This is a genomic window from Sanguibacter gelidistatuariae, from assembly GCF_900096585.1.
GTDB lineage: Bacteria > Actinomycetota > Actinomycetes > Actinomycetales > Cellulomonadaceae > Sanguibacter > Sanguibacter gelidistatuariae.
Genome location: NZ_FMYH01000004.1, coordinates 246,639 through 263,629, shown reverse-complemented (window position 1 = coordinate 263,629; position 16,991 = coordinate 246,639). Strand labels below are relative to the sequence as shown.

Annotated in this window: 14 protein-coding genes and 1 tRNA gene; 7 read left to right on the top strand and 8 right to left on the bottom strand. The window is 70.8% G+C overall.

Annotated features, from left to right (window positions below):
* Positions 1–450: 450 nt before the first annotated feature.
* The gene (locus BLQ50_RS11120; protein WP_093183691.1) at positions 451–855 is read right to left on the bottom strand and encodes an FKBP-type peptidyl-prolyl cis-trans isomerase; all 405 of its coding nucleotides are present in this window, start codon (positions 853–855) and stop codon (positions 451–453) included.
* A 30-nt stretch (positions 856–885) separates the two neighbouring features.
* Positions 886–1,734 (bottom strand): Bax inhibitor-1/YccA family protein, encoded by an 849-nt coding sequence (locus tag BLQ50_RS11115; protein WP_093183690.1) that lies wholly within the window; start codon positions 1,732–1,734, stop codon positions 886–888.
* A gap of 247 nt (positions 1,735–1,981) precedes the next feature.
* Between BLQ50_RS11115 and BLQ50_RS11110 the strand changes: the two genes are divergently transcribed.
* The 4 genes from BLQ50_RS11110 to BLQ50_RS11095 all read left to right on the top strand — a co-directional run bounded on the left by BLQ50_RS11110 (position 1,982) and on the right by BLQ50_RS11095 (position 7,218).
* Positions 1,982–2,947 (top strand): ABC transporter ATP-binding protein, encoded by a 966-nt coding sequence (locus BLQ50_RS11110; RefSeq protein WP_093183688.1) that lies wholly within the window; start codon positions 1,982–1,984, stop codon positions 2,945–2,947.
* On the top strand, positions 2,947–3,756 hold the full coding sequence (locus tag BLQ50_RS11105; protein ID WP_093183687.1) for an ABC-2 transporter permease: 810 nt from the start codon (positions 2,947–2,949) through the stop codon (positions 3,754–3,756). Before BLQ50_RS11110 ends, BLQ50_RS11105 begins: the two co-directional genes overlap by 1 nt.
* Positions 3,757–3,837: 81 nt before the next feature.
* Positions 3,838–5,487 carry an FAD-binding dehydrogenase gene (locus tag BLQ50_RS11100; protein ID WP_093183685.1) on the top strand — a complete coding sequence of 550 codons (1,650 nt, stop codon included), beginning with the start codon at positions 3,838–3,840 and terminating at the stop codon, positions 5,485–5,487.
* A 48-nt stretch (positions 5,488–5,535) separates the two neighbouring features.
* Entirely contained in the window at positions 5,536–7,218 is a 1,683-nt protein-coding gene (locus BLQ50_RS11095; RefSeq protein ID WP_093183684.1) for a sensor histidine kinase, read from the top strand.
* A 175-nt stretch (positions 7,219–7,393) separates the two neighbouring features.
* On the opposite strand, the gene BLQ50_RS11090 is transcribed toward BLQ50_RS11095, so the two are convergent.
* Together BLQ50_RS11090 and BLQ50_RS11085 are read right to left on the bottom strand one after the other, a co-directional pair.
* Positions 7,394–7,825, bottom strand: coding sequence for a response regulator transcription factor (locus BLQ50_RS11090; protein WP_093183682.1), 432 nt, complete (start codon positions 7,823–7,825; stop codon positions 7,394–7,396).
* 93 nt (positions 7,826–7,918) lie between these two features.
* Positions 7,919–9,862: a heavy metal translocating P-type ATPase gene (locus BLQ50_RS11085; protein ID WP_342672062.1), complete on the bottom strand. Its 1,944-nt coding sequence runs from the start codon at positions 9,860–9,862 to the stop codon at positions 7,919–7,921.
* A gap of 194 nt (positions 9,863–10,056) precedes the next feature.
* Between BLQ50_RS11085 and BLQ50_RS11080 the strand changes: the two genes are divergently transcribed.
* Positions 10,057–11,373, top strand: coding sequence for an NAD(P)/FAD-dependent oxidoreductase (locus tag BLQ50_RS11080; RefSeq protein ID WP_093183825.1), 1,317 nt, complete (start codon positions 10,057–10,059; stop codon positions 11,371–11,373).
* On the opposite strand, the gene BLQ50_RS11075 is transcribed toward BLQ50_RS11080, so the two are convergent.
* Together BLQ50_RS11075 and BLQ50_RS11070 are read right to left on the bottom strand one after the other, a co-directional pair.
* A complete protein-coding gene (locus BLQ50_RS11075; RefSeq protein ID WP_093183679.1) occupies positions 11,351–12,133 on the bottom strand; it encodes a response regulator transcription factor in 783 nt (260 codons plus the stop codon). The two genes, BLQ50_RS11080 and BLQ50_RS11075, sit on opposite strands and share 23 nt — an antisense overlap.
* A 50-nt stretch (positions 12,134–12,183) precedes the next feature.
* Positions 12,184–13,470 carry a sensor histidine kinase gene (locus BLQ50_RS11070; protein WP_175559106.1) on the bottom strand — a complete coding sequence of 429 codons (1,287 nt, stop codon included), beginning with the start codon at positions 13,468–13,470 and terminating at the stop codon, positions 12,184–12,186.
* A 187-nt stretch (positions 13,471–13,657) separates the two neighbouring features.
* Between BLQ50_RS11070 and BLQ50_RS18835 the strand changes: the two genes are divergently transcribed.
* Positions 13,658–14,575 carry a D-alanyl-D-alanine carboxypeptidase family protein gene (locus BLQ50_RS18835; protein ID WP_217629154.1) on the top strand — a complete coding sequence of 306 codons (918 nt, stop codon included), beginning with the start codon at positions 13,658–13,660 and terminating at the stop codon, positions 14,573–14,575.
* A 112-nt stretch (positions 14,576–14,687) separates the two neighbouring features.
* Positions 14,688–15,524 carry a pentapeptide repeat-containing protein gene (locus BLQ50_RS11060; protein WP_093183674.1) on the top strand — a complete coding sequence of 279 codons (837 nt, stop codon included), beginning with the start codon at positions 14,688–14,690 and terminating at the stop codon, positions 15,522–15,524.
* A 67-nt stretch (positions 15,525–15,591) separates the two neighbouring features.
* On the opposite strand, the gene BLQ50_RS11055 is transcribed toward BLQ50_RS11060, so the two are convergent.
* Positions 15,592–16,767 (bottom strand): cation:proton antiporter, encoded by a 1,176-nt coding sequence (locus BLQ50_RS11055; RefSeq protein WP_093183673.1) that lies wholly within the window; start codon positions 16,765–16,767, stop codon positions 15,592–15,594.
* A gap of 104 nt (positions 16,768–16,871) precedes the next feature.
* Positions 16,872–16,948: transfer RNA gene (locus tag BLQ50_RS11050), tRNA-Leu, on the bottom strand.
* Positions 16,949–16,991 lie beyond the last annotated feature (43 nt).

Below are 16,991 nucleotides of genomic sequence, written 5' to 3'. Positions count from 1 at the left end.
ACGGGCTGATATCTCACCGTGGCAGTCGGCCTTTCGGCCGAGTCAGCCGCCGCCCCTGCCACCTACCCGACGGCCGCGCCCAACCCGGCCCCTCCCGCCGAGCTCGTGAGTCCCTCACCGAGTCCCCCGCCCAACTCGTGAGTCCCCCGCCGAGCTCGTGAGTCCCCCGCCCAACTCGTGAGTCCCCCGCCGAACTCGTGAGCTACCGGTGTTTCGACCCGCGAAACAGCCCTAACTCACGAGCTCGGCGAGCCGTTCACGAGTTCGGCGGGAGGGAGGGGAGGGAGGGAGGGAGGGGGCGGGAGGGAGGGGAGGGGAGGGGAGGGAGGGGAGGGCTGGAGGGAGGGGGCGGGGAGGGAGGGAGGGGGCGCTCAGGGGGCACGACGACGTGCGGCCGCCCTCCCCGGAGGGAGGACGGCCGCACGGTCGTGCCGGATGGAGACCCGAGGGTCAGCCGACGCCCACGACGTCGACGACGAAGACGAGCGTGGCGCCCGCTCCGATGCCGGCCTGGGGGACGCCGCGCTGGCCGTAGCCGAGCTCCGGCGGAATCGAGAGCAGGACACGGGAGCCGACGAGCTGACCCACCAGGCCCTGGTCCCAGCCGCCGATCACGGCGCCCAGACCGATCGGGAAATCGATCGTGGCCCCGCGGTCGTAGGAGTTGTCGAAGACACCGCCGTCCCAGGACTGGCCGAGGTAGTGCACGACGATGTTGTCTCCGGCAGCAACCTCTGCGCCGTCGCCCTGGACGAGGACCTTGACCTGCAGGCCCTCAGGCGCACCACCTGTGGGGAAGGTGATCTGCGGCTTCTCGCCGAATCCGCCGGTGGCCTGGGGTAGTTCGATCGACATGTGTCGGTACCTCTCGTAGATGGGGTGAACTCAGTTGCGGAAGATGGCCAGCAGGCGCAGGAACTCCAGGTACAGCCAGATCAGCGTGACCATGAGACCGAAGGCCGCCGACCAGGCGAACTTCGCCGGGACGCCGTTGCGCACGCCGCGCTGGATGGCGTCGAAGTCCACGATGAGCGAGGCCGAGGCCAGACCCACCGCGATGAGACCCACGATGATGCCCCAGCCGCCGCTGCGCAGCGGGCCGAACTGGCCGCCGCCGACGTTCGCGAACATGAGGACGACGTTGACCAGGGAGAAGATCAGGTAGCCGACCATGGCGAAGAGCAGCCAGCGGGTGAACCGCGGCGTGACTCGGACGCGCCCGGAGCGGAACAGCATGAGGCAGGCCGCGAAGGTGCAGACCGTGGCGAGCACGGCCTGGGCCACGATGCCGTTGAACTGCGATTCGTACATCGCGCTGATCCCGCCGAGGAACACACCCTGGGCGATCGTGTAGCCGACGATGAGGACGGGGCTGGGGTTCCGCCGGAAGGCGTTGACCAGACCGAGGACCAGACCGACGATCGCGCCGGCCCACCACATGTCCGGGAACATCACCCAGGTGACCGCGCCGACGGCGACGAGCAGCGCGAGCAGCCCACCAGTCTTGATGATGACGTCGTCGTAGGTCAGCCGCCCGGTCTGAGCGGTCGTGGCCGAGGGCGCGTCGTACATGGTGCCGAGCGTCGAGGCGTCCGTGGCCGGGTAGCCCGCTCCGTACTGCCCGTACTGGGGCGCCTGCCCGGTCGGTGAACCGTTCAGCGGCGCACCGTTGAGCGTCGTGCCGTTCGACTTCGCGCCGAACACGTCGCTGTTAGCAAAGACTGGATTTCCCACTCGTGCCTCCTGGTCGCGGTTCCGGTCCGACGCCGTGGCGCCAGCCGAGGGATTCTCGCTGGCCGGATGATTGTGCTCTTCAAGAGTAGTCAACGAACAACCCGGTGCCAACGTTCCCGAGCCGGAACTGGCCATGTGGCCGACCCCGCTTCGGCCACATGGCGGTGGCGGTCAGGCCTCGTCCCTTCGAAGATGGATATGTCGCCCCGCGCCGTCTGCGGAGCACCACTCACGGGAGAGAGATCCAATGATCGAGGTACAGAACCTCACGAAGAGGTACGGGCACAAGACCGCCGTGGACGGAGTCTCCTTCACGGTCGCACCGGGGATCGTCACCGGCTTCCTCGGCCCCAACGGGGCCGGGAAGTCGACCACCATGCGGATGATCGTCGGGCTGGACCGCCCCACCCACGGGTCGGTCACGGTCAACGGCAAGCCGTACGCGGCGCACCGCTCACCGCTGACCGAAGTCGGCGCCCTGCTCGACGCGAAGGCCGTGCACACCGGGCGCAGCGCGTACAACCACCTCCGGGCGATGGCCGCGACCCACGGCATCCCGCTCTCCCGGGTGCACGAGGTCATCGAGATGACTGGGCTGCAGTCCGTGGCCAAGAAGCGGGTTGGCGGCTTCTCCCTCGGCATGGGCCAGCGCCTGGGCATCGCCGTCGCGCTGCTCGGCAACCCGCGCACGCTCCTCCTCGACGAGCCGGTCAACGGGCTCGACCCCGAAGGCGTCCTGTGGGTCCGTCAGCTCGTCCGCTCTCTCGCGAGCGAGGGCCGGACGGTCTTCCTCTCGAGCCACCTGATGAGCGAGATGGCGCTGACTGCGGACCACATCGTGGTCATCGGCCGCGGCAAGATCCTCGCCGACGCGCCGGTCTCCCAGATCCTCGCGGCGGCGTCGGGCAACGGCGTGCGGGTGCGCAGCCCGCAGGCCACCCTCCTGGCCGAGCTCATCGCCCCGACGGGAGCGCAGGTCACCAGCAGCGAACCCGGTCTGCTCTATGTCAACGGGGCCGACGCGGCCGCGATCGGCGAGCTTGCCGCGTCCTCCGGGGTCGTCCTGCACGAGCTCACCCCCATCGAGACCACCCTCGAAGCGGCCTACATGGAGCTCACGGCCGACTCGGTCGAGTACCACTCCGCACCGACGGGTCCGTCGGGCCCTCCCGCCATCTCACGTCCGACCACCACCCTCACCGGAGGAAAGTGATGTCCGCCGCCACCCTGACCCGCCCGTCGGCCGGTCCCACCTCCAAGTTCATCGTCACCTTCCCCCGGCTGCTGCGCAGCGAGCTCATCAAGTTCCTCACGGTCCGCTCGACCCTCTGGTCGCTGTCGGTCGCCGTGGTCCTCGTGATCGGCTTCGGCGCGATCATGGCCTCCGCGTCCAAGAGCCAGGACGCATTTGGAGACGGCGTGTCCGTGGGCGCGATGGCCCCGATCGTCGGCGTGTACTTCGCCCAGCTCGTCTACGTCGTGCTCGGCGTGATCGGCATCGGGTCGGAATACTCCACCGGGATGATCCGCTCGACGCTGAGCGCAGCGCCGACCCGCACGCCCGCGCTGCTGGCCAAGACGGTCGTGCTCGGAATCGCGTCCTTCGTGGTGTCCTTCGTCTCGATCGTGGTGGCCTTCTTCCTGGTCCAGGCGATCTTGTCGTCGACCGACCACGCGGCGAGCCTGGGCGACCCGCACGTGCTGCGGATGCTCGTCGGCGCAGCGCTGTACCTGTCCTTCATGACGATGTTCTCGCTGTCCATCGGGGCGATCGTGCGCAACACCGCAGCGGGCATCTCGATCGTCGTGGGCCTGCTGCTCATCCTGCCGACCTTCCTGCCGATCATCCCGTGGAAGCCGCTCAAGGAGATCGTCAAGTACCTGCCCGGCGTGGGCGACGCCGTCATGCTCCCCCCGGGGCAGAGCACGCACACCGCCTGGGTCGGATTCGCGATCCTCGCCGCCTGGACCGTCGTGGGCACGATCGTCGCCGCCGTGCTGCTCAAGCGCCGCGACGCCTGAGGACCACCCGCCAGCACCCACCATGGCGCCCAGCAGGTCGAACGCTTGCCACATCGGCTCGCGCGCGATCTACTGGGCGCCATGTCTGATGCCAGTGACGTCATCATCGTCGGAGCAGGTCTTGCCGGGCTCGTCGCCGCCGCGGAGGCGGCGGACGCGGGGCGCACGGTGACCGTCGTCGACCAGGAAGGTCCGCAGTCCTTGGGCGGGCAGGCCTTCTGGTCCTTCGGCGGGCTGTTCCTCGTCGACTCCCCCGAGCAGCGCCGGATGGGCATCAAGGACTCCGCCGAGCTCGCCTGGCAGGACTGGACCGGCTCGGCCGGCTTCGACCGGCCCGAGGACCACTGGCCTCGTCAGTGGGCGCGTGCCTACGTGGACTTCGCAGCCGGTGAGAAGCGCGCCTGGCTGCACGCCATGGGCGTGCGCTTCTTCCCCGTGGTCGGCTGGGCCGAGCGCGGCGGCTACACCGCGCAGGGGCACGGCAACTCCGTCCCCCGATTCCACATCACCTGGGGCACCGGCCCCGGCATCTGCGAGCCGTTTGTCGCCCGGGTGCTCGACCACGCCAAGACCGGCCGGATCATCATGAAGTTCCGCCACCGCGTCGACGGGCTCACCATGCACGACGGCGTGGTCACCGGCGTGCACGGCGCGCGCCTCACACGCAGCACCGCCAGGCGCGGGGAGTCCTCGAGCCGGGAGGTCACGGGCGACTTCGAGCTGAGCGCCGGGGCCGTGATCGTCTCCTCCGGTGGCATCGGCGGCGACCAGGACCTCGTGCGGGCCGCCTGGCCGGACCGGCTGGGCACCCCGCCCGAGCACATGATCACCGGGGTCCCCGCCCACGTCGACGGGCGGATGCTCGCCCTGACCGAGGCGGCCGGCGGACGGGTGATCAACCGGGACCGCATGTGGCACTACGTCGAGGGGATCAAGAACTGGGATCCGGTGTGGCCCGCCCACGGTATCCGGATCCTGCCCGGCCCGTCCTCGCTGTGGCTCGACGCGACCGGCGACCGCCTGCCGGTGCCGCTCTTCCCCGGATTCGACACCCTGGGCACGCTCACGCACCTGCGCACGACCGGGCACGACTACAGCTGGTTCGTGCTCAACCAGGCCATCATCGAGAAGGAGTTTGCGCTCTCCGGCTCCGAGCAGAACCCCGACCTGACGGGGCGATCCGTCAAAGGAGTCTTCGGCCGGCTGAAGAAGGGCGCGACCGCGCCGGTCGAGGCGTTCAAGCGCAACGGCGAGGACTTCGTCGTCGCGCAGACCCTTGCCGAGCTGGCCGCCGGGATGAACGCGGTCACCGGGGACACGCTCATCACCGAGGCCGCGCTGCGCTCGGTCGTCGAGGCGCGCGACCGCGAGGTCGTCAACACCTTCACCAAGGACCTGCAGATCACTGCCATGCGCGGGGCCCGCAACTACCTGGGTGACAAGCTCATCCGGGTGGCCACCCCGGGGCCGATCCTCGACCCGGCAGCCGGGCCGCTGATCGCCGTCCGGCTGCACGTCATCACCCGCAAGACCCTCGGCGGCCTGGAGACGGACCTCTCCGGCCGGGTCCTGTCCGACGGCGGCGCCCCGGTCCCGGGGCTGTACGCGGCCGGCGAGGTGGCCGGGTTCGGCGGGGGCGGGGTGCACGGCTACCGCTCGCTCGAGGGCACGTTCCTCGGTGGGTGCCTCTTCTCCGGACGACAGGCCGGTCGCGCCGCGGCCGCCGGGTAGGACCACCAGGACGGACACCGGGCCTGGTCCTGCCCCTAGACTCAGGCGATGACCAGCGAAGCCTTCGGATCGCCCAGGCCGCGCGTCTCCGCGCTGGCCCGCTTCGTCAACCGGGCCTTCAGCGGCGGCCCGCGGTCTGCCGTCGTCGCGAACCAGCTTCCCTTCGCCTTCACCTTTCTTGTCGTCGTCGTGCTCGTGCGCCTCACCTCACGCACGGCCTTCGAGACGCCGGAGTTCCTCATCGGCGCGGCGATCGGTGTCGCCGCCACGGTCGCGGCTGCCGCCGTGCCGTGGCCCCGGAGGACCTCGCTGCTGATCCTGGCGATACCGCTCGCGGACTTCGTCGCTATCGGCCTCACCCGTAGCGCCACGCTGCAGGTCATCGGCGCACTCGGGCTGCTGTGCATCTTCCCGGCCGTGTGGTTGGCCTACCACTTCTACTGGAAGGGCGTCCTGCTCGGGACGGCGGCGACCGTCGTCGTGCTCGTCGTCCCCGATCTGACCACCGGCGCCGACTTCGACCTGAAGTTCTGGTTCCGGGTCCTGCTGCTTCCCTTCATCGTCTTGATGCTCGGGGCGGCGATCGCCGTGGTGACCGAGTACTGGCGGGTCCAGCAGGCGGAGCTGCGTGACAACGAGAAGTCCGCGCGCCGGGCCTCTCAGCTGCTCGAGACCATCATCGACACGGTGGACATCGGCCTGCTGACGATCGATGCCGACGGCAACGACGTGCTCTACAACCGTCGCCAGCTGCAGTTCCACGATCTGGCCTCTCCCAACGACGCGGTCGACCCGACCGAGGCCGGCCACTTCCTCTTCGATGTCGACACCGCCGCCCCGATCCCGGTGGCCGACCGGCCCGTCGTGCGCACGATCGCCGGTGAGATGCTCACCGACTTCCAGATGGCGATGGGCCGTGACCCGCTGCAGCGGCGGATCGTCTCGGTGACCTCGCGTCCGATCCTCGACGACGACGGCGCGGCGGACGGCGCCGTCATCGCCTTCCAGGACGTGACCGAGATGAACGCGGCCATGCGGTCCAAGGACAGCTTCGTCGCAACCGTCTCGCACGAGCTGCGCACCCCGCTCACGTCGATCATCGGCTACCTCTCGCTCATCGACGACGGGCGGGAAGACGGCGACTACGACCTGCCGCCCGAGGTGGTCGGCCACCTCGCCGTGATCTCCCGCAACGCCGAACAGCTGCTCCTGCTCGTCTCCGACCTGCTCACCACGGCCCAGGCCGAGGCGGGGTCGTTGCGGTTCCGGATGACCGACGTGCGCATCGACCAGCTCGCCACCCGTGCCCTGGAGTCCTTCCGCCCGCGGGCCAGCGCGGCCGACGTCACCCTCAAGGTGGAGATCGACCCCACCCCGATCCAGTCCGGAGACCACGGTCGACTCTCCCAGGTCTTGGACAACGTGCTCTCCAACGCCATCAAGTACACCCGGCCCGGCGGGACCGTCCTGGTCCGGGTCGAGGCGACCGGCTCCGCGAGCGTCGTCACAGTGACCGACTCCGGGATCGGGATGTCCTCGGCCGACGTGGGCATGCTGTTCACGAAGTTCTTCCGGGCAGACACGGCCCGGGAGAACGCGATCCCCGGCATCGGTCTCGGGCTGGTCATCTCCAAGGCGATCGTCGACGGGCACGAGGGTTCCATCGTCGTCACCAGCACGCTCGGAGTCGGCACGACGATCCAGGTGACACTCCCCCGCCTCGGCGCCTGACCCCCGGCTGCCCGGCCCCGCCTGCAGGCCGCCTCCTGCCGCCTGCCGCCGGCCAGCACCGATAGGTGTCCGTTTTCCGCCCTGCCCACCGGGAGAACAGGGCGGTAAACGGACACCTATGGACCGGGAACCGGCGTTTGGGGGGGAGCGGTCAGGCGACTGCGGGCGGGCGTGGCTAGGCGGCGGGCGGGCTGGGTTGGGCGGCGATCAGGCCGGCTACCGTGGCCCGGAGCTCGCGGGCGCGGAAGGGCTTCGCGAGGAAGGCGCACGTCTCGGTCAGTTCCTCCTCCTGGCTGCGCGCGGACAGCAGCAGGACGGGCAGGTCGCCATTCCGGGGGTCGGCTCGCAGCCGACGCAGCACCTCATAGCCGTCGATGTCGGGCAACCCGACGTCGAGCGTGACGAGCGCGGGTCGCACCGTCGCCACGAGGGCGAGGCCCTCGAGCCCGCAGCGGGCGATGTGCACCTGGAGGCCGCCCCGGACCAGGACCGAGTGGATGAGCGCGCGGATGTCGGCGTCGTCCTCGATCACGACGACGGCAGGCCCCTGCGCGCTCGGGTGCGATCCCCCGAGCGCAGAACCAGCCATGTCCCATCCGTCGCCCATAGGCCGATCTTAGGGGCAAGCCATCTTCGTCTGCTTGGTGCGGTACCGCCCGGCACGCACCGCCGATGCTGCGCACGCCTCACGCAGCCACGGCTAGACCCGCTCCTCAGCCTTGCGGTCTCGGGCGAGGAGCGGCAGGCCCGTCCCTGCAGCACCCGAGGGCTCGCCCTGGTGGGTAGCGGCCACGGGTCCGGTGAGGGCGCGCAGGGCATTGAGGATTGTCACCAGGTCGACGACCTCCTGCAGCCCCGCCCCGACGATCGCGGGGATGGCACCGAAGGCCGCGAGGACCATGAGAACCACGCTGAGCCCGATGCCGATGCCGATGCTCTGGACCGCGACGCGGATGGTGCGCTGGGAGATCTGCACGGCCGTGGCCACCCGGACCAGGTCGTCGACCATGATCACGACGTCCGCCGACTCGCTCGCCGCCGTCGCCCCACGCGCGCCCATCGCCACCCCGACGTCCGCGGCGGCCAGCACCGGGGCGTCGTTCACGCCGTCGCCGACCATCATCACCGGACGGCGGTCGACGGCCTGGACGGCCGCGACCTTGTCGGCAGGCAGGCACTCGGCACGCACGTGGGTCAGGCCCAGCTCAGCGGCGACATGCTCGGCGGTCTCTCGTGCGTCGCCGGTGAGCATGAGGGAGTCGGCGACCCCGAGCCGCCGCAGCTCGCGCAACGTGGCAGGCGCGTCGCCGCGAATCTCGTCCGCCAGGACGATCGCGCCCCACACCGCGCCGTCGACCGCCGCGTAGACGGCCGTCTCACCCCCGGCGAGGCGGACCTGCACTTCCCGCACAGCTCCACCCGGCACCGCGGCGCCCTGGGCCGACGTCGGCCCAGGGTGCCCGGCCGCCGTCTCGCCGATCGCATCGGCGACGAAGGACGCCTTGCCCACCACCACCCGGCGACCGGCGACCGTGGCCCGCAAGCCGAAGCCGGGGACCTCCTCGACCTGCGCGTCGGCGTCGACCACCAGGCCTCGGTCATTCGCCTCCTCGACGAACGCCCGGGCCAGGACGTGTGCGGAGTACTGCTCGGCCGCCGCCACGAGGGCGACGAGTGCGTCATCGCTGACTCCATCGACGGGAAGCACCCGGGAGACCCGCGGCGCACCGTAGGTGAGCGTCCCGGTCTTGTCGAAGGCGACGGTCCGCACCCGTGCCAGCCGCTCGAGCGCGCCGCCGTCCTTGACGATGATGCCGTTCTTGGCCGCTCGGCTCATCCCGGCGATGAAGGCGACCGGGGCGGCGATGAGCAGGGGGCACGGGGTAGCCACGACGAGAACCTCGGCGAAGCGCACGACGTCGCCGCTGACCCACCAGGCCAACCCGGCAAGAAGAAAGGCGAAGGCCGTAAAAGGGACTGCGTACCGGTCCGCCATCCGCACGAAGGGCGCGCGGCTGCCCGAAGCGGACTCGACGAGCTCGACGATCCGCTGGTACTGCGAGTTCGCCGCGACCTCGACGGCCTGCACCCGGACCAGGTGCGGACCGTTGACCGCACCGCTCAGCACGGTCTCACCTGCCCGACGATCGACCGGCAGGCTCTCCCCCGTGATGGAGGACTCGTCGAAGGACGCGGTGTCGGAGAGCACGGTCGCGTCGACCGGGACCATCTCCCCCGGCTTGACGACGAGCGTCTGACCGATCGTGATCTCGGCGACAGGGCGGTCGACCACGCTGCCGTCCGCCGTCTCCACATGAGCCTGACTCGGCGCACGGTCGAGCAGGCTCGTGAGCTCGCGCCGCGCCCGCCCGGCGGCGACGTCCTCGAGGGCTTCGCCTCCGGAGAGCATGAGCACGATGACCAGGGAGGCCCAGAACTCACCGACCGCCACCGTGGCGACGATCGCGGTGACAGCCAGGATGTCGACCCCCCAGGTCCCCCTGCGGATATCGGCGACCATCGACCATCCCTGTCGCAGCGCGACGGCGAGAGCATAGGCGCTGACCAGCCAGCGGGTGGCTGGGGACGCACCGGCACCGGACAGCACGAGGGCGACGACGGCGACACAGACGGTGAGTGCCACCAGTGGATACCGGCGAACAATGCTCTGAACGCGTTTCATGATTCATATCTATCGCCGACCGACAATGATTTCAAGCAAGCCCAGGCTGCCCTTTCCAGAATCTCCTCGAGAATGTCAAGATAGGCTTGCCGAACTCAGCGGTTGCGGTCTGGTCAGGTGTTGCGACGATGGACATCGACGATCAGGAGCCAGAGATGAACACCACCGCACGCAGGTCAGAGACCTTTCTTGTGATCGGAGGCGGGCTCGCCGGCGCGAGCGCCGCGCGGACCCTGCGCACCGAGGGGTTCGACGGTCGGCTCGTGCTGCTCGCCGGGGAGGACGAGGTCCCCTACATCCGCCCTCCGTTGTCCAAGGAGTTCCTCACCGGTGCGGCTGAGCGCAAGGACACCTGGGTCGAGCCGGAAGCCTGGTACGCCGGCCACGACGTCGAGCTGCTCCGCGGGTGCACGGCCACGAGCATCGACGTCGCGGAGCATGTGGTCGTCCTCGACAACCATTCCCGCCTCGCGTACACCCGGGCCCTCGTCGCGACCGGCGCGTCCCCGCGCCGGCTGCCGCTCGAGGAATTCCCCGACTTCACCGGGGTCCACTACCTGCGCACCCTGGCCAGCTCAGAACAGCTGCGGGCCGAGCTGCGAGAGGGTGGGCGGCGTGTCGTCGTCGTGGGCGCGGGCTGGATCGGGCTCGAGGTGGCCTCGGCCGCGCGCGGCTACGGCAACGAGGTGACCGTGCTGGGCCGCGAGACGACGCCGCTCGAGCCTGTCCTCGGGGCCGAGCTCGGCTCCTACTTCGCCGATGTTCACCGCCGCAACGGGGTGACGCTACGGATGGGCGTCGACGTGGCCGGCTTCACCGGCGCCCACGACGGCGTCCACCTCGGTCTCCACCACGCTCCGCACACCGCGCACGGCGCGGTGACCGCGGTGGTCCTGCGCGACGGCGAGAAGATCCCCGCCGACGTCGTCGTGGTCGGCATCGGAGCGGTACCCAACACCGAGCTCGCCAGCGGGGTGGGCCTGGTCGACGACAACGGGATCGTCGTCGACGCGAGCCTGAGCGCTGGCCTGGATGTGTGGGCGGCGGGCGACGTGGCACGGGCCTTCCATCCGATCCTGGGCAAGCACCTGCGGATCGAGCACTGGGCCAACGCCGAGCACCAGGGCGCGGCGGCTGCCCGCTCGATGCTCGGCCAGCCGGTCAGCTATGACCGGGTGCCCTACTTCTACACCGACCAGTTCGACCTGGGGATGGAGTTCTCCGGCTATGGCGACCTCATGCCCGGTGCGAGCGTCGTCTACCGCGGAGACCGGGCGAGCGGTGAGTTCATCGCGTTCTGGGTCGCGCCACATGGCAGGGGGAACCGCGTGGTCGCGGGCATGAACGTCAACGTGTGGGACGTCAATCCCGCGATCGACGCCCTCATCGCCTCGGGGCAGGCGGTCGATCTGGCCCGCCTGAGAGATCCGAGCACGCCGCTCGAGGACCTCAGCTCGGCGCCGACCGGCTGACGAGGCCGCTCTCGTAGGCGGCGACCACCAGCTGCACCCGGCTGGTCAGGCCAAGCTTGGTGAGCAGCGAGCGGATGTGGCTCTTGACGGTCGCCTCGGTCAGGAAGAGACCGGCGGCGATGTCTCGGTTGCTGCCGCCGGTGACCACGGCCAGCAGCACGTCGCGTTCGCGGGGACTGATGGTGTTCATCAGGGCCGCGCCCGGCGTCCGCGCTGATGGCGAGCCGGCGGGTGAGCCCGCGGGCTGGGCGCGCACGTCACGGCTGAAGAGCTCGACGTACCGCTCGATGATGGACCGGGTGACGGACGGGTCGAGCAGGGAGTCCCCCGCATGCACCCGGTGGATCGCAGTGATCAGCGTGGCCGGATCGACGTCTTTGAGCAAGAATCCGCTCGCCCCGGCGCGCAGCGCCCCGAAGAGGTACTCCTCGTCGTTGAAGGTTGTCAGCACGATGGTCCGGACGTCGGCGAGGGTCGGGTCAGCCGTGAGGATGCGGGTCGCCTCGACGCCGTCCAGGCGCGGCATCCGGATGTCCATGAGGACGACGTCGGGGCGCAGTGCGCGAACCACGTCGAGGGCCTCCTGACCGTCCTTGGCCTCCCCGACCACCGTGATGTCGGGCTCGTTGTCGAGGATCATCGTCAGGCCCAGCCGGATGGTCGGCTGATCATCGACGACCACGACACGCACGCTGGGATGGGTGGCCACCTCGCTGACGATCGTCGTGGGGATGTGGGCCCGCGCAGGTTCTTGGGTCATCTCAGTTCCTTGCATCGTCACAGGTCCTCGCATCGTCACAGGTCTTTGGGTCACAGGTCTTTGGGCAGGTGCGCGCGGACGAGCCAGCCGCCATCCGGGTCGGGGCCAGCGGAGAACCGGCCGCCGCAGGTCACGGCGCGTTCACCCATGTTGCGCACGCCGTTGCCGTCTCGCCGGGCCTCGCCGGGCTGTGTGGGCGGTCGCGCCGGACCGGGGTCGTGGACGGTGAGAACGATGTGCCGGGGACGCCGACTGAGCGACAGCGTCGCCGTCGTCGCTGTCGAGTGCAGCAGCACGTTGGTCAGCGACTCCTGGGCGATCCGCACGAGGGCCAGCTCGGCCGCCGGCCCGAGCGCGAGGTTCACCTCGGGGATCATGACCGTCACATCGAGTCCGGCCTGCGCCATCCGCTGAGCGGCCCCGCGCAGGTCGTCCAGACGCGGGGCGGGGGTGAGGGCGCCGCCCTCTCCCGGGCTCTCGCGCAGCATGTCGACGATCGTGCGCATCGCCTTGAGCGCGTCCTTACCAGCCTCCGCAATCCACTCTGTGGCCAGCAGCGGCGCATCGGGCTGGTTGGGCGCCACCCGGGTCGCGGCCTGCGCCCGGATGACGATCGCGCTCATATGATGCGCGACGACGTCGTGCAGCTCCCGAGCGATGCGCAGCCGCTCGGCTGAGACGGCCTGCTCGGCGACGACGCCCTGCAGCCGCTGGAGCTCGGCATTCTGGTTGATGAGTGACTGCGAGCTCAACGCCAGCCTGTGCATGACCACCCCGAGCGCGACCGCGCCGGTGGTCAGGGCGAACATGACCAGGACCGTGGACGGCCGGCCCTGGAAGTCAAAGCCGAGGGCCCTCAGGTCCCACCCGGAAGTAATGGCCGGGCCCCCGCGCAAGCGCAGCGAGAGCCCGGCTGCACCGGCGACCACGACGGCGACTGCCGGGCGGACCCGCGCCGAGTGCGTGGCGCCGAAGGCCGCGATGAGGATAGGCAGCACGTGGAAGTCGGACTGCAGGCCCGTGCGGTAGCCGAGCGGGTAGCAGAGCATCGTCAGCCAGAAGACCGTCCACGGGATCGTTCGGCGGCCGGCGAGCGCAAAGACCATCCAGGCGCCAGCCCACCAGTACGTGCTGATCCACCGGGGGTGCCAGTATCCGCCCTGGTCGGCGAGCCGGACCGCGAGGAACCAGATCCCACCGACCACGAGGGCGACGATCACGTCGCGCACCCAGGGCGGCCGCGTCGGACGCGGCTGCCCCTCGCGCGGCTGCATTGTCGCCCGCGTGTCGGGCACCGGCGCCTGAGGCGGCAGTGCCTGAGGCGGAGAGTCGGTCACGGTGACCACCGTACGGTGCCTGGCTCCCGGCGGCGACGTCCGAAGGGAGGACCGGCGCGCCCGGCCGGTCCTCCCACGGGTGGAGGGCGCAGGGAACGTGTCCGAGCCCGGCGGACCTCTGGGCGGCCAGGCTCCCCCGCCATTCCCCCCCCAGGGGTCGATGTGCCAGCCCGCGACAGGCGCAAAGATGACTGTCATGGCACACGACCTCGACGACCCAGCGCGTCGGCGGATCCCCCGACGTCCTGGGCACGACCCTGCTGTCCCGGCTGCTCGCGTGCCAGCCAGGCAGCCCCCGGCCGGGCCACCCTCCGCCGGGCAGCCCTCCGCTGGGCAGCCCTCCGCTGGGCAGCCGCTCTCCAGCCCGCATGCCGAAGCGCTTGTCCGGCGCACGGCAGGCCACCGCACGGCAGGCCACCGCCCGGTGGGCCCGGCCGACACCGGCGCCGTGCGGGCCGCCGCGCCGGCCCAGAACCCGGCCTGGGCAGCGCCCCGCGCCGGCACCCAGCCTTGGCCGCCCACCTCCCGCCCTACCTCCCGACCCAGCGGCGCGTCCCGGCGAGGGCGCAGGACCACGGCGGGCCTCGTCGTCGGACTCGTGGCAGTCGTCGTGGCCGTGGGTCTCCTGCTGGGAGGAGTCTTCTCGCGGCCGTCCGCGGCCGGGACCACGACCGGCCCGATTTCCGCGGCCGGTCCCGTGCCCGCTCCTGGTCCCGCGACGCATCTCGACGACGGCCTCCGCGCCACCTTCGACGAGGCCGCAGCCGACGCCGCACGCGACGGCGTCGAGCTGACCCTCACCTCGGGCTGGCGCAGCGCGGCAGACCAGCAAGGGCTGGTCGACGCGGCCTTGGAACGTTACGGGTCGGCCGAGGCGGCCCGCCGTTGGGTGCTGCCACCGGAGGCCTCCGCCCACGTGGCGGGCCTGGCGATCGACGTCGGCCCCACCGAGGGGGCCCTGTGGCTGGGCGAGCGGTCGGAGCGGTACGGGTTGTGCCGCACGTACGCGAACGAGGTGTGGCACTTCGAACCGGTCATCGAACGGGGCGGGACCTGCCCGTCCATGCATGAGGACGCATCCGACGGCTGGGCGGGCCACGCGTGACCCGCGCGCCCCACACCCGCTCCTCGCCGGAAACGACGTGACGCCGGGCTCGCGTGCTGGGACACTGGAGGTCGTCCACGAGCGCAGGTTCACCACCGCGGCAAGGAGCACGATGTCTGAGGCAGACCAGCAGCTAGGCCGCGACGACCTGCGCGGGGACTGCGGCAGCTGCTTCGGGCTGTGCTGCGTCGCGCTGCCCTTCGCCAGGTCGTCAGACTTCGCCATCACCAAGGCCGCGGGCACGCCGTGCCCCAACCTCGAGCCGACCTTCGGCTGCGGCATCCACGCCAAGCTACGTCCGAGCGGCTTCCGGGGCTGCACCGTCTACGACTGCTTCGGCGCCGGGCAGCAGGTCGCCCAGGTCATCTACTCGGGGGTCAGCTGGCGGGAGGCACCCGCGACCATGACCGAGATGTTCGAGGTGTTCCCGGTCGTGCGTCACCTCCACGAGCTCATCTGGTATCTCACCGATGCGCTCTCCCGAGCGGCCACTGCGCCGGTCCACGACGGCCTGCGCGCGGCGTCGGCCGCTACCGAAGAGCTGGCGGCCGGCCGGCCGGAGGCACTGCTCGCCCTCGACGTCGACGCCTACCGCCAGGAGGTCAACGTCCTGCTCACCCGGGCGAGTGAGCTCGTGCGCGCCTGTGCGCCGGGCAAGCCCAAGGACCGCCGGGGCGCCGACCTCATCGGTGCCAAGCTCGCGGGTGCGGACCTGCGCGGGGCCACCTTGCGCGGAGCTCTCCTCATCGGCGCCAACCTGCGCGGTGCAGACCTGCGCTGGTCCGACCTCATCGGGGCGGACCTGCGGGACGCGGACCTGCGCGGAGCCAACCTCACCGACGCGCTCTTCCTTACCCAGCCGCAGCTCACCGCCGCCCGCGGCGACGCGGCCACGCGCATCCCCGCGGGCCTCGACCTGCCGGCGCACTGGGCCGACGACGCACGCTGAGCCTGCCTGACGCCGTCCCACCGGCTCCTCGCGCACGTGGCTGCGCGGGGCTCGCCGCGACGGCCGGTCACTCCGGGGGCGACCCCAGAGCCGCACGGTCACGGTCGCCCAGCCGGTGCGCAGCGATCGGAAACACCAGCACGGACAGCACCCCGGCCCCGACGAGGGCCGCTGCCACCGACCGGGACATCACCCCGTCGTCGACCGCCAGCTTGGTGAGCGCGACGAGGAGCGGCAGCGTCGTCGCGCTGTACAGGGCGACCTGCACCCGTTCTCCTCCCGCCAGGGCCCTGCGGAACCAGGCGAGCACCGGACCGCTGCGCACCACGAGCAGCAGCGCGAGGAAGACGAAGGGCATCCACGGCTCCTTGCCGATCGAGTCGATGTCCAGGCCCATGCCGGAGCTGACGAAGAACACCGGGATGAACACTCCCCAACCGATGACGTCCATCTTCTCCTCAAGCTTCTCGACGTCGCCCGGTGCCCAGCGGCGCAGGATCATCCCGGCCAGGAAGGCGCCCAGCACGGCATCGAAGCCGAGGCTCGCGGCGGCGGCGAGCAGCGCGACGAGCAGGACGAGCGTCAGCCGCACCGTCGTCTGGCCTGTGCCGTGCTCGCTGCGGAGCAGCACCGCCTCGGTCCGGGGAAGCCGGATCTTCGTCGGTAGGAGCGCCAGCAGCACCGCCACGACCGCGAAGACGACGAGCAGGACGGCTGCTGCACCGCTGCGCCGGGACCCGAGCAGCAGGGCCATGGCCACGATCGGTCCGAGCTCGCCCACCGCGCCCACCGCGAAGACGGCCGTGCCGAAGCGGGTGCCGAGCTGGCCGGCGTCGCGCAGAACCGGCAGGAGCACGCCCAGGGCCGTCGTCGTCAGGGCGATCGAGCCCGCGGCCAGCGCCTGGCTGGTGGCCGGCGCGGCCACCACGAAGACGAGTGCGACGGCGACCACCAGCGAGGTGCACCACGCGCCGATCGCCAGACGCCCGGCGCGCTGGCGCATGATCGCCGGGTCCAGCTCGTACCCCGCGAACAGGAAGAGGAAGCCCAAGCCGAGGTCGGAGAGCAGAACCACCGATGCCTGCGAAGACCAGTCCAGCATCTGAGGGCCGATGATCACTCCGCCGAGCAGCAGCACGACCACCTGGGGGACGCGCGCACGGGCGGGCAGCAGCCCCACGAGGAGCGGGCTGAGAAAGGCCACGACGACGACGGGCAGCAAGGCCGCGTAGGGGTCGTCCATCCGCTGCCTCCGCTGGTCGACGCGTCGTGCCGTGCACCAGATCACGGTGGCACATCGCACTGCCGGGCGCGCGGGGAGGGGCAAGGGCGTCGCAAAGCGTTGTTTGGTACCCCCAGTGGGACTCGAACCCACACTGTGCCGATTTTAAGTCGGCTGCCTCTGCCAATTGGGCTATGGGGGCGAGAGACGCGCTCGTCGCCACGCTGGACGATACAACAACGGGA